12 protein-coding genes are annotated in these 12,459 nt (G+C 61.6%); 7 read left to right on the top strand and 5 right to left on the bottom strand.

Annotated elements, in window-relative coordinates; translation table 11 throughout:
- Window positions 1-4: 4 nt before the first annotated feature.
- Window positions 5-532, bottom strand: coding sequence for a DUF992 domain-containing protein (locus tag ATY79_RS14120; RefSeq protein ID WP_088704174.1), 528 nt, complete (start codon window positions 530-532; stop codon window positions 5-7).
- 84 nt (window positions 533-616) lie between these two features.
- Window positions 617-1,099 carry an Lrp/AsnC family transcriptional regulator gene (locus tag ATY79_RS14115; protein ID WP_088692573.1) on the bottom strand — a complete coding sequence of 161 codons (483 nt, stop codon included), beginning with the start codon at window positions 1,097-1,099 and terminating at the stop codon, window positions 617-619.
- Between the two features lie 109 nt (window positions 1,100-1,208).
- Here ATY79_RS14115 and ATY79_RS14110 point away from each other — a divergent pair, with 109 nt between their 5' ends.
- Window positions 1,209-1,745: an alpha/beta fold hydrolase gene (locus ATY79_RS14110; RefSeq protein WP_088692572.1), complete on the top strand. Its 537-nt coding sequence runs from the start codon at window positions 1,209-1,211 to the stop codon at window positions 1,743-1,745.
- Here the strand turns inward: ATY79_RS14110 and ATY79_RS14105 are convergent.
- The gene (locus tag ATY79_RS14105; RefSeq protein WP_088704173.1) at window positions 1,742-2,365 is read right to left on the bottom strand and encodes an MOSC domain-containing protein; all 624 of its coding nucleotides are present in this window, start codon (window positions 2,363-2,365) and stop codon (window positions 1,742-1,744) included. The genes ATY79_RS14110 and ATY79_RS14105 overlap by 4 nt on opposite strands.
- Before the next feature lie 57 nt (window positions 2,366-2,422).
- On the opposite strand from ATY79_RS14105, the gene recR reads away from it, so the two are divergent.
- A complete protein-coding gene (gene recR / locus ATY79_RS14100) occupies window positions 2,423-3,040 on the top strand; it encodes a recombination mediator RecR (RefSeq protein ID WP_088704172.1) in 618 nt (205 codons plus the stop codon).
- Window positions 3,037-4,290 (top strand): lytic murein transglycosylase, encoded by a 1,254-nt coding sequence (locus ATY79_RS14095; protein ID WP_088692569.1) that lies wholly within the window; start codon window positions 3,037-3,039, stop codon window positions 4,288-4,290. Before recR ends, ATY79_RS14095 begins: the two co-directional genes overlap by 4 nt.
- Here ATY79_RS14095 and ATY79_RS14090 read toward each other — a convergent pair.
- Both ATY79_RS14090 and ATY79_RS14085 read right to left on the bottom strand, forming a co-directional pair.
- A complete protein-coding gene (locus tag ATY79_RS14090; RefSeq protein ID WP_088692568.1) occupies window positions 4,254-4,748 on the bottom strand; it encodes a GNAT family N-acetyltransferase in 495 nt (164 codons plus the stop codon). The two genes, ATY79_RS14095 and ATY79_RS14090, sit on opposite strands and share 37 nt — an antisense overlap.
- 8 nt (window positions 4,749-4,756) lie before the next feature.
- On the bottom strand, window positions 4,757-6,388 hold the full coding sequence (locus tag ATY79_RS14085) for an MFS transporter (protein WP_088692567.1): 1,632 nt from the start codon (window positions 6,386-6,388) through the stop codon (window positions 4,757-4,759).
- A 226-nt stretch (window positions 6,389-6,614) separates the two neighbouring features.
- On the opposite strand from ATY79_RS14085, the gene rimP reads away from it, so the two are divergent.
- The 4 genes from rimP (at window position 6,615) to infB (ending at window position 12,406) form a co-directional block, all read left to right on the top strand.
- Window positions 6,615-7,220, top strand: a complete 606-nt coding sequence (rimP, locus tag ATY79_RS14080; RefSeq protein ID WP_088692566.1) for a ribosome maturation factor RimP — start codon at window positions 6,615-6,617, stop codon at window positions 7,218-7,220.
- A 60-nt stretch (window positions 7,221-7,280) separates the two neighbouring features.
- The gene (nusA, locus tag ATY79_RS14075; RefSeq protein WP_088704171.1) at window positions 7,281-8,885 is read left to right on the top strand and encodes a transcription termination factor NusA; all 1,605 of its coding nucleotides are present in this window, start codon (window positions 7,281-7,283) and stop codon (window positions 8,883-8,885) included.
- Entirely contained in the window at window positions 8,885-9,574 is a 690-nt protein-coding gene (locus ATY79_RS14070) for an RNA-binding protein (protein WP_088704170.1), read from the top strand. The genes nusA and ATY79_RS14070 overlap by 1 nt, the downstream gene beginning before the upstream one ends.
- A 102-nt stretch (window positions 9,575-9,676) precedes the next feature.
- A complete protein-coding gene (gene infB / locus ATY79_RS14065; RefSeq protein ID WP_088692563.1) occupies window positions 9,677-12,406 on the top strand; it encodes a translation initiation factor IF-2 in 2,730 nt (909 codons plus the stop codon).
- The last annotated feature ends 53 nt before the right edge of the window (window positions 12,407-12,459 follow it).

The raw sequence follows: 12,459 nt of genomic DNA, 5'->3' as shown, positions 1-12,459 counted from the left end.
CCTCTTACCTCTGCGAGATATGCCGCTTGGGGGCTCGTGGCGGAGGTGCCGGTGGCACCCAGGTCAGGATCATATTCGCAACGCCCGCTGCGATATTGAGACCGGACGTGCCCTCAGCCGAGACCGGTTGTAGAGCAATCGAGCCCTCGAATCCCCCGATCAGGACATTGGCCCCAACACCGAGCCCGACCGTCGCATTGGCTGCGACCCCGGAGTAGCTGCCCTGCAGGGCACCGTCGAGCCGGTTGGTCGGTGCGTAGACGAGCCAAATCAATCCGCCGCCGGCGAGAGTCCCGATATCAATGCCAAACTTGGTGATCGTGCCGGTATAGTGTTCGCTCGGTCGATCAGGGGAGGACGGTGTGAATATGCAGTTGAGCGTCCGCTTGGAGCCGATGATGACACCGAATCCCGGAGAAATATCACAGCCCAGCGAGCCAACTTTGACGCGGGCTGCCGCCGGCGTTGCTGATAGGAAGGCAGTGGCTGTTGCGGCAATGACTGCCGCCGCGATAAGTCTTGCGATGGACATGCGAGCCTCCTTCGATTTGCACCCCGTGCGTGAAAATCTAGGAGTGTTGTCCTCGTCAGCAAGTGGTAGTGGTCGAAATCCGTCTCAGGGGTAGTTGCGGGGCAGTTTCATCAGTTCGCGACCGATCGCCTTCATAGGCTGGCTGCGCAACACGAGGGATGTTGTTACCGCACCATAGCGCGCTATGCTGTCGACGATGATTTCAAGCTCGGACGGTGAGGGAACCAGGACTTTCAACACGAAGCAGTCCTCTCCGGTCAGCCTCAGAACCTCGATAATCTGCGGCATTTCAGAAAATTGCTTGAGGCAGGCACGAATATGTTCGTGGGTGGTGCGCAGCCGGATTATGGCCATCATGCCCAGCCCGAGTGCCGCCATGTTGATGCGGGCACCGTAACCCTCGATGATGCCTCGCTCTTCCAGGCGTTTCAGCCGCTCGGAGGCGGCCGGTTGTGACAGGCCGACCTTTCGGCCGAGTTCGGAAACGGAGATGCGTCCGTCCGCCTGCATGATCTCGACAATCAGCATGTCGGTGGGGTCAAGTTGCCGGTTCACGAAGCCAGTCATTATTGTTCGCCTTCAATTCATCGGCTGGAGGATATTTTGTCCGATGATTTCCTATGTCCGTTGCCGACTATCTCATGCAGCTTACGCGTCGAGCAACAGGAAGGAATCGATGCGAGATATCATTACCTTGCCCGGCATCGGCGGGTCTGGCGAAGCACACTGGCAATCCCGATGGGAGGCGAGCGATTCTCGCTTACGGCGCTTTTCGCCCTCGAATTGGGATCAGCCAGACCTTGAGGATTGGATTGCAGCGCTGGACCGTGCCGTCGCACAGTCAAAGGCCGAACCGGTTCTCGTCGCTCATAGCCTCTCCTGTCTGCTCGTTGCCCATTGGGTTCGGCGGAGCAAGCATCGCGCCCGTGGCGCTCTGCTGGTCGCTCCCCCGGATCCGTCTTCGCCGGCTTTTCCGTCAGAGGCTGCCGGCTTTGCCAGTCCACCGGCAAGTGCGCTCCCGTTCGCATCCCTTGTCATAGCTAGCAGCGACGACCCTTTCGGCTCGCTCAACCATGCGCGCACCACGGCCAATGGATGGGGCAGCGAATTCATGGACATCGGTGCCCGCGGTCACATCAACGGGACGAGCGGGCTTGGCGAGTGGCCGCAGGGAAGGGCCGCTCTGGCAGCCCTTGAGGCGCGCTTGCGCTAGACCTCTGCCTGCGCTTCCAGGATGTTGCGGAGCTTGTAATGGATCGGAGCCGAGAGATAGCGGTTGCGATCTTGCGTCGCGAGCGTCTTGCCGAATGTCGCGATCATCTCGGGCATCGTGACCTTTTCGCCGCCGTAGGGGAGATGGTCGACTGGCATTCCGGCCGCGATCGCTCCATTTTTCAGAACGCGGCAATAGACGCCCGGTCGCGCCGCTTTGGTGTAGCGCTTGGCGAAGTGCGGGTCGGCCATCCGGGCGGCAAAGGTCGCGCAAGGGATACGAGCGCTGGTGACCTCGAGAACAAGATCGCCGGCTATGAATCGATCACCGACTGAGACGATGCGGTTATCGAGACCGCCGATCACCATGTTCTCTCCGAACGTGCCCGGCTCGACGATTCGTCCCAGTTCCTTCGACCACCACTCGAGCGTCAGCGACCCCTCGAGATAGACGGCCTGGTCGACGCCGCCATGGTGCTTCCGGTTGCAGATTGCATCGCCGACGAGCCCCTCGGCATCGACAAGCACATTGCCGCCGATCGGATGCTTGTAGATGCCCGTCTTGTAGCTCTTGCCGGGCAGGCGCTCGGCACTGCCGATGCAGACGGCGAGGATTTTCATTCGCTCCGCACTCCCAACATGTTTCCGTTTTGGCACCATATGGGCTAATAACCGCTCATGGCAAAGCGAGTCACTGGTCCCGAAATCGAAAAACTGATCCAGCTGCTGGCGAAGGTGCCGGGCCTCGGCCCGCGCTCCGCGCGCCGCGCTGCGCTGCATCTCATCAAGAAAAAGGACCAGCTGCTCGGCCCTTTGTCGAATGCGATGGGCGAGGCCTATGACAAGGTCAAGATCTGCTCGCGTTGCGGCAACGTCGATACGGTGGATCCCTGCACTGTCTGCACGGACGACCGCCGCGACCAGTCTGTCATCATCGTTGTCGAAGATGTTTCCGACCTCTGGGCGCTGGAGCGTGCCGGCGCGCTGAACGCCGCCTATCATGTCCTCGGTGGTACCTTGTCTCCCTTGGATGGGGTTGGACCCGACGACCTCAACATTCGCGGCCTGATCGAGCGCGTCACTGCCGGCGGCATTCGTGAGCTGATCATCGCGGTCAATGCGACTGTCGAGGGGCAAACGACAGCACACTATATAACCGACCAGCTGACCGGGCTGGACGTCAAGATTACGCGCCTTGCCCACGGTGTCCCGGTCGGCGGCGAACTCGACTATCTCGACGAAGGAACGCTGCAGGCGGCGCTCAGGGCACGCACGGCAATCTGGGGGGAAGCATGAGCAAGCGCATTTTCGGCCGCCTTTTGATCGCGACGGCAGCGCTGCTGACGCTGTCATGCGGGCCGGCGCTTTCAGCGTCCAAGCCCGATGTCGAGGCGCAGTTCGAGAAATGGGTGCAGACCGACCTCTGGCCCGAAGCGCAGAAGAACGGCATTTCGGAGCGGGCGTTTCGCGCATCCTTTGCGGGCGTCGAACTCAATTGGGACCTGACTGATCTCGCGCCTCCCGGCTTCCCGCCGCCGAAGCAGCAGAAGCAGACTCAGGCCGAATTTTCATCCCCAGGTCCCTATTTCAATGAGGACCGGTTGGCGCGGCTGGCCGCCACCGGCCGAGGCTTTGCCTCGCAATATGCCTCGGCGCTGAGAAAGATCGAAAGGACCTACGGCGTTCCCGGTTCGATCGTGCTGGCCGTCTGGGGGCGCGAAACGGGGTTCGGTGCCGCCAAGATTCCGAACTCGGCAATCGAAGTGCTGGCGACCAAGGCTTTCATGTCGACGCGCAAGGAAATGTTCCGCACCGAACTTCTTGCTGCCCTGCACATCATCGATCGCGGCGACGCAACGCCGGCTGAATTCAAGGGGTCGTCTGCCGGTGCGCTCGGTCAGCCGCAGTTCATGCCCACCAGCTACCTCAAGTATGCCGTCGATTTCGATGGTGACGGCCATCCCAATATCTGGACGTCTGTACCCGACACACTTGCCTCGATTGCCAACTTCCTGGCCCAGAAGGGCTGGCAGCGCCGTCGTAGCTGGGGCTATGAAGTCACGATTCCCGATCAGGTTTCCTGTGCTCAGGAGGGGCCGGATCTCGCCAAGCCCGTATCGCATTGGGCCTCGCTTGGCATCACGCGCATATCGGGCAAAGCCTTCCCCTCCGACGAAGGCAAGGCATCCGGCATGATGCTCGTCCCGGCGGGCCGCGACGGACCGGAATTCGTGGTCACGCCGAACTTCTACGTGATCAAGGAATACAACAACTCCGATCTTTATGCGCTCTATATCGGCAATCTCGCGGATCGGATCGCCTATGGTTCGGGCGCCTTCCAGGGGCCGTGGGGCGATGTCGGCAAGATGCTGCGTTCCGACGTGGCGGCCATGCAGAAGGCCTTGGAGAAAAAGGGATATGATGTCGGCGGCTCCGACGGGCTGCCGGGCTACAAGACGCGCCGGTCCATTGGCCAGTGGCAGGAAAAGAACGGCATAAAGCCGACCTGTTATCCCGAGGCGTCGATGATCGGCAGGTTGAAGTAAGTCTGGACGGCGCGCTTCAGGCCTTGGTGGCTCGCGACGAACCCCAGCTTCTCGTAGAAGCGGATCGACTCCGTCCGCGATTTGTCGGAGGTCAATTGTACCAGGCCGCAACCGCGCTCGGCGCAGCGCGCCACCGCCCATTCGATGAAATCGGAGCCAAGGCCCGACCCTCGGGCGTCCCTAGCGATGCGCACGCTTTCGATCTGTCCGCGCCACATGCCAGTCCGCGACAGACCGGGAATGAAGGTCAGCTGCAGGCAGCCGACGACGCGATCGCGCTCATTGACGGCGACGGCCAGCAACTGGTTGGGATCGGCCTCGATCGCCGCGAATGCTGCGACATACCTGGCATCCGGCGGATCCGAGACGATCTCGCGCGTCGCTCCTAGATCGTCGTCGGCAAGCAGGTCGATGATATCAGGCAGATCGGAAGAACGGGCAGGGCGAAAGGAACGCATGACTTGCCTCAATGGTGCAGGTCGATCGGCGCCTTGTAGAAGACGTCGTCATTGGGAGGAATAGCCTGACGCTCGATCAGCCGGTGCACCTGCGGTAGGTCCTTGCCGCGGTGGAGATCGCGCAACCGTTCGATGTTTTCCGCATCGGCCTGGGTGCGGCGTTGATTGTGTCTGATGTATTCGACCCAGGTCGGCGTGTGGTAGGTCTCGGTCCATCGGCCTGGCTTTTCGAGGTCGCGCATCAGCGCCCAATTGCGGGCGCCATCGCGAAGGCGAATACGCCGCCGCTCGCCCATCAGTGCCAGAAACTCGCGAACATCCGCATCAGCGATTTCGTAGTCGATCTGGACGACGATCGGGCCGCTGCGTGGCGTAATATCGAGACCGAGCGCCGGTTCGGTGAAGCGGTTCAGCGGGTCGAGGTTGAGTGAGGCAAAGGCCGGCATGGCGAAGCGCAGCCCGACGACGATGCCGAAGAGCATGACAACGGCGGAGATCAGCAGGGCGTTGGAGACACCGTAACGGTCGGCGGCCACGCCCCAGATCCAGCTGCCGCCCGCAATGCCGCCAAAGGTCACCGTCTGATAGAGCGACAGCGCGCGACCGACGACCCAGCGCGGCGTCGACAGCTGCACGATCGTATTAAACAGCGAAAGCGCCAATACCCAGCAAGCGCCCGATATCACCAATCCAGCACAGGTCAGCGCGGCAATCGGGCTGAAGGCGGCGATCGCGGCGCTCAGTGCAAAACCGGCGAAGGAGATACGCACGATCGTTTCGCTCGAAAAGCGTTCGCGCAGCCAATCATTCAGCATCGCGCCGCCGATCGCGCCAATACCAAAGGAGCCGAGCATGAGGCCATAGGTCAACGGGCCGCCGACAACGAGGTTGATCGCCACGATCGGCAGCAAAGCGAGTATCGAGCTGGCACTGATCCCGAAGATGAGACCGCGCAGCAGCACTTTCTGCAGGTTGGGCGACATCGACACATAACGAAGGCCAGCAAACACCGCGCTGCCGAGCGTCTCCCGCGGCAGGGTGGAGGTCGGCAAGCTCGGTTTCCAGCGCATCAGGGCATAGATCAGTGCGAAATAGCTCAGTGTGTTAACGGCAAACGCCGCCGCGGCGCCGGCGGCAGCGACGATGACACCACCGATCGCCGGGCCGACGCTGCGGGTGATGTTGAAGCCGACGCTGTTGAGCGTGACGGCGCCCGGCAGATCCGCACGCGGGACCATATCGCCGACTGAGGCCTGCCAGGACGGATTGTTTAGCGCTGTGCCGCATCCGATCAGAAACGTGAAGAAGAGGAGCAGCCACGGCGAAAGCCAGCCGAAATAGGCCGAGATGCTAAGTAGCGCCGAAACGGCAAGCATGAAGTATTGCGCCGTCAGCATCACCCGGCGCCGGTCGAAGCTGTCGGCAAGGGCGCCAGACACGAGCGAAAAAAGCATGATCGGCAACGCCGTCGATGTCTGCACCAGCGCGACCATATTCTCCGATGCCGTGATGGTCGTCATCATCCAGGCGGCGCCGACCGCCTGGATCAATCCGCCGAAATTCGAGGCGAGGCTTGCAAACCAGATCGTCCGGTAGGTTTCGTGCCGCAACGGCGCCAGTGTCGACGAAGTGTAAGGCACGATCCCTCCCGATGCCGGTCCCTCGAAACCAATATATGGCGCAAGATGCCTCTGGCTAGCGCCGGGGCGCATCCGGAACGTTGGCGACGGAGCTTGCAATTTCGGAAAAACCGGCCTATATGGCTCTCAAATCTTGATCGTTTTGATGAAGAGTGGGCCGCAAGGACCCGCTCTTTTTTATTACCGCGATCACCCAAAATGCATGAAATTGCTAGGAGCGCATCGCTTGTCGGATCCGACGAAAGCAGACAATGAACTTGAGCCGCGGCTGATCACCGAAACCGGTCTCGACCAGCGTCTTGCCGACATTATCGAGCCTGTATTGGTGGATCTCGGGTTTCGCCTGACCCGCGTGCGGATGCTCAATCAGAACGGCGCAACCCTCCAGATCATGGCCGAGCGCAACGACGGAACGATGACTGTGGAGGACTGCGAGGCGGTCTCGATGGCCATTTCTCCGGTTCTGGATGTGGAAGATCCGATCGATCGGGAGTATCATCTCGAGGTGTCTTCGCCGGGTATCGATCGTCCGTTGGTGCGGAAATCGGATTTCACCCGCTGGCAGGGACACCTTTTGAAGTGCGAGACGTCGATCATGATCGGCAGCCGCAAGCGCTTCCGCGGCAAGATCGTGGAGAGCGATGCGGACGGTTTCACGCTCGAGCGTGACCAGGTTGCCTATGGCGAAGAGCAGAAGGTTGTCATCCCTTTCACTGCGCTCAGCGATGCGAAGCTCATTCTGACCGACGATCTGATCCGTGATGCGCTGCGCGCCGACAAGCTGGCGAAGGCAGAGGCCGCGAACCAGAACGAAGCGGAAGACGAAGAATAACCGATCAACTTGTGGCTCCAGGGACGGGAACCCGGGACGTCTAGACGGAGAGAAAAGACAATGGCAGTCAGTGCGAACCGGCTCGAACTTCTGCAGATCGCAGATGCAGTGGCGCGCGAAAAGGTCATCGACCGCGAGATCGTGCTTGCCGCAATGGCGGACGCGATCCAGAAGGCAGCGCGCTCCCGCTACGGCACCGAGTCCAACATCCGCGCCGACATCAACCCGAAGACCGGGGAAATCCGTCTTCAGCGTCTGCTCGAAGTTGTCGACAAGGCTGAAGACTATTCGACCCAGATTCCGCTTGAGCTGGCCCGCGACCGCAACCCGGACGCAGCGCTTGGCGATTTCATTGCCGATCCGCTGCCGCCGATGGATTTCGGCCGTATCGCTGCCCAATCCGCCAAGCAGGTCATCGTCCAGAAGGTTCGCGAAGCCGAGCGTGACCGCCAGTTCGACGAGTTCAAGGACCGCGTCGGCGAAATCGTCAACGGCACCGTCAAGCGCGTCGAATACGGCAACGTCATCGTCGACCTCGGCCGTGGCGAAGGCATCATCCGTCGCGACGAAATGATCCCGCGCGAAAACGTCCGCTATGGCGATCGCGTCCGCGCATACGTATATGATGTTCGTCGTGAACAGCGCGGCCCGCAGATCTTCCTGTCGCGCACGCATCCGCAGTTCATGGTCAAGCTCTTCACCATGGAAGTGCCGGAAATCTACGACGGCATCATCCAGGTGAAGTCGGTTGCCCGCGATCCGGGTTCGCGCGCCAAGATCGCCGTGATCTCGAACGACAGCTCGATCGATCCGGTCGGCGCTTGCGTCGGTATGCGCGGTTCTCGCGTTCAGGCCGTCGTCGGCGAGCTTCAGGGCGAAAAGATCGACATCATTCCGTGGTCGCAGGACCCGGCGACCTTCGTCGTCAACGCCCTGCAGCCGGCTGAAGTCGCCAAGGTTGTTCTCGACGAGGATGCAGAGCGCATTGAAGTCGTGGTTCCCGACGAGCAGCTGTCGCTGGCCATCGGCCGCCGCGGCCAGAACGTCCGCCTGGCATCGCAGCTGACCGGCTGGGATATCGACATCATGACGGAAGCCGAAGAGTCGGAACGCCGTCAGAAAGAATTCAACGAGCGCACCAACCTGTTCATGGATTCGCTCGACGTTGACGAAATGGTCGGTCAGGTTCTGGCCTCGGAAGGTTTTGCGGCAGTCGAAGAGCTTGCCTATGTCGACCTTGACGAAATTGCCTCAATCGACGGTTTTGACGAAGACACGGCACAGGAAATCCAGACGCGTGCCCGCGAATATCTGGAGCGCCTGGAAGCCGAAATGGACGAAAAGCGCAAGGCGCTCGGCGTTTCCGACGAACTGCGCCAGATCGACGGCATGACCGCGCAGATGATGGTCGCGCTCGGCGAAGACAGCATCAAGACGATCGAGGACTTCGCCGGCTGCGCCGCTGACGATCTCGTTGGCTGGAGCGAGCGCAAGAACGGCGAGACCAAGAAATTCGAAGGCCTGTTCTCGAAGTTCGACGTTTCGCGCGTCGAGGCTGAGCAGATGGTCGTCCAGGCTCGCCTCGCGGCTGGCTGGATCACCGAAGAAGACCTCGCCAAGGACGCGGAAGCTGAAGAAGCTCCCGAGGCCGAGCAGGAAGTATAATGTCCGCGCGTGAGCCGACCGTTTCTCCTGAGGACGACGATCTTGCAGGATATGACGTGAATGGTCGCATGTGCATCGTGACGCGCGAAAGCGGATCGCCGGATGAGCTGATCCGCTTCGTTGCCGCTCCGGATGGGACTGTCATCGCCGACCTGAAGCGACAGCTTCCGGGACGCGGCTGCTGGGTCAAGGTCGATCGCTCGTTGGTCGACAAGGCGGTGGCGAAGAAGCTCTTCGCCCGCGCGTTGAAAGCGGATGTGAAGGCGGCAGCCGATCTTGGCCAAGCCGTGGAGACGCTGCTTGGACAGCAGTTGATGCAGATGATGAACATGGCTCGCAAGGCGGGCCAGTTCGTTACGGGTTCCGCGAAAGTGGATGCCGCAGTCAGGAGTGGAGCCGCGATCGCAGTGTTCCACGCAACGAATGCCGCCGAGGATGGCGTGAGAAAGATAGACCAGGCTCGCAAGGCTTGGCATCTCGGAATGGAAACCGAGGAAGAAATACCTTCCTTCCGTCTCTTCTCGGAGGACGAAATGGAAGGGGTGATGGGCCAGAACGCTTTTATCCATGCTGCAGTGCTTGCAGGGCAGGCGGGTGAGGGTGTAGTGAAGCGCGCAAAGATGCTCGAACAGTACCGTAATGGCGGTCAGTCCCGGGCACCGGGCGGCGCTGGCCGGCAAAAACAATGATACGGTCACCGGCATCGGCCGGCTGCTACATCATTGATCGACAGTATTTGAACGACAGGGTCTGATGACGTCATCGCTCCCTGTCCGAAGGAACGGGAACGAATGACCGATAGCAATGACGACAAGACACTGAACGGACCGGGCAAGAAGACTTTGACCCTGAAGCCGTCGGGAATGAGCCAGGGCACCGTGCGCCAGGATATGGGCCGCGGCCGCACCAAGGCGGTCGTTGTCGAGACCCGCAAGCGGCGTCCGATGCGTCCGGAGGACGAGCGCCCGATCACCCCCGTAGGCTCCAGCGCTCCGGTTCGTGCCGAAGCAGCTCCGAGCGTGCACCAGCCGCGCGCGCCGCAGGCGCCACAGCCGCGCATTCAGCCGACGGGCGGCCAGCAGTCGCGTCCGCAGCAGCCTTCTTCTCAGCCTCCGCGTCAGCAGGATCGCCCCCGTCCGGTGGTCCTGAACCATCTGTCGCCTGAGGAAATGGATGCGCGCCGCCGCGCGCTCGCCATGGCACAGGTTCGCGATGCCGAGGATGCGGTTCGCCGCGCCGAGGAAGAAAAGCGCCGCGCCGCGGAAGAAGCCGTACGCCAAGCCGCTGAGGTTGAGGAAGCCAAGCGCCGCGCTGCGGAAGAAGCTGCTGCTCGGGCCGCTGAAGCCGCCGCCGCTCCGACTGCCCCAGCAGCACCTGCTGTTGTCGAGCAACGCACTGAGGCGCCGCGCGTTCAGCCGGCTGCGCCCGTCGCGCGCCGTCCGGATGCTGCGCCATCTCCGGCCGTGGCACGCCCGGCACCTGGCGCAGTTGCGCCGGCTGGACGCGGTCGTCGCGACTCTGACGACGACGATCGCTCTGCGCCGCGTGGCGGCGCGCCGGTTCGTGGTCGTGTCGTTCGTCCCGAGCCCGCAAAGCCGGTGACGACTCGCCCCAAGGGTGAGGAGGATCGTCGCCGCGGAAAGCTGACGATCACGACCGCAAGCGAGGATGAAGACAGTGCACGCGGCCGTTCGCTCTCGGCAATGCGCCGTCGTCAGGAGAAGTTCCGCCGCAGCCAGATGCAGGAAACCCGCGAGAAGATTTCGCGAGAAGTCGTTCTGCCGGAGACCATTACCATCCAGGAACTGTCGCAGCGCATGTCCGAACGCGCGGTCGATGTCATCAAGTACCTGATGAAGGAAGGCCAGATGATGAAGCCGGGCGACGTCATCGACGCCGACCTTGCTGAACTCATCGCTGGCGAATTCGGCCACACAGTCAAGCGCGTTTCTGAATCCGACGTCGAACTTGGCATCTTCAACGTTGCCGACGATGAGGGCGATCGCGTTTCGCGTCCGCCTGTTGTGACCATCATGGGCCACGTCGACCACGGCAAGACCTCGCTGCTCGACGCCATCCGTCATGCCAATGTGGTTGCTGGCGAAGCCGGTGGTATCACGCAGCATATCGGCGCCTATCAGGTCGAGCAGAACGGTCAGAAGATCACCTTCATCGACACCCCCGGCCACGCCGCCTTTACGGCAATGCGTGCCCGCGGTGCGCAGGCGACCGACATCGCGATCCTGGTCGTTGCAGCTGATGACAGCGTCATGCCGCAGACGATTGAATCGATCAACCACGCCAAGGCGGCTGGTGTTCCGATCATCGTGGCGATCAACAAGGTCGACAAGCCGACCGCCGATCCGCAGAAGGTGCGCACGCAGCTCCTGCAGCACGAAGTCTTCGTGGAATCGATGGGCGGTGAAGTTCTTGACGTCGAAGTTTCGGCCAAGACCGGAAAGAACCTCGACAAGCTGCTGGAAGCCATTCTGCTGCAGGCCGAAATCCTGGACCTCAAGGCCAATCCGAACCGCACGGCGGAAGGTACGGTCATCGAAGCCCAGCTCGACCGCGGCCGCGGTTCGGTTGCCACGGTTCTCGTCCAGAACGGTACGCTGAAGCCCGGCCAGATCATCGTCGCTGGTGATGTCTGGGGTCGTGTCCGCGCCCTCGTCAACGACAAGGGCGAACACATGAAGGAAGCCCCGCCGGCCATGCCGGTCGAGGTGCTCGGCCTTTCCGGCACGCCGCAGGCAGGTGACAGGTTCGCCGTCGTTGAAAACGAAGGCCGCGCCCGCGAGATCTCGGAATATCGCCAGCGTCTCGCTCGCGACAAGGCTGCCGCCCGCCATTCGGGCCAGCGCGGCTCGCTGGAACAGATGATGACGCAGCTGCAGTCGGCAGGCGTCAAGGAGTTCCCGCTGGTCATCAAGGGTGACGTGCAGGGTTCGATCGAAGCGATCGCCGGTGCGCTCGAAAAGCTCGGTACGGACGAAGTTCGTGCCCGCATCGTTCACTCGGCTGTCGGCGGTGTAACGGAATCGGATATCTCGCTTGCCGAGGCATCGGGTGCTGCGATCATCGGCTTCAACGTTCGTGCGAATGCACAGGCCCGTACGCTGGCAGAACGCCAGGGCATCGAAATCCGTTACTACAACATCATCTACGATCTGGTGGATGACGTGAAGGCGGCGATGTCGGGTCTGCTCTCGCCGGAGCGCCGCGAAACCTTCCTCGGCAATGCCGAGATCCTCGAGGTGTTCAACATCACGAAGGTCGGCAAGGTCGCGGGTTGCCGTGTTACCGAAGGCAAGGTCGAGCGTGGAGTTGGTGTCCGCCTCGTCCGCGACCACGTCGTCATCCACGAAGGCAAGCTCAAGACGCTCAAGCGCTTCAAGGACGAAGTCTCGGAAGTGCATTCCGGCCAGGAATGCGGTATGGCTTTCGAGAATTACGAAGACATCCGCGCCGGCGACACGATCGAATGCTTCCGCGTCGAGCACATCACCCGTACGCTCTGATCGTGTGATATTGGAAATTTGGACGGGCGCCGGATCAACTGAGGCCGGCGCCC

Source organism: Rhizobium sp. R693 (assembly GCF_002211315.1).
GTDB lineage: Bacteria > Pseudomonadota > Alphaproteobacteria > Rhizobiales > Rhizobiaceae > Rhizobium.
Note: the sequence above shows the minus strand (reverse complement) of the source record. Positions and strands in the feature narration are given on the sequence as shown.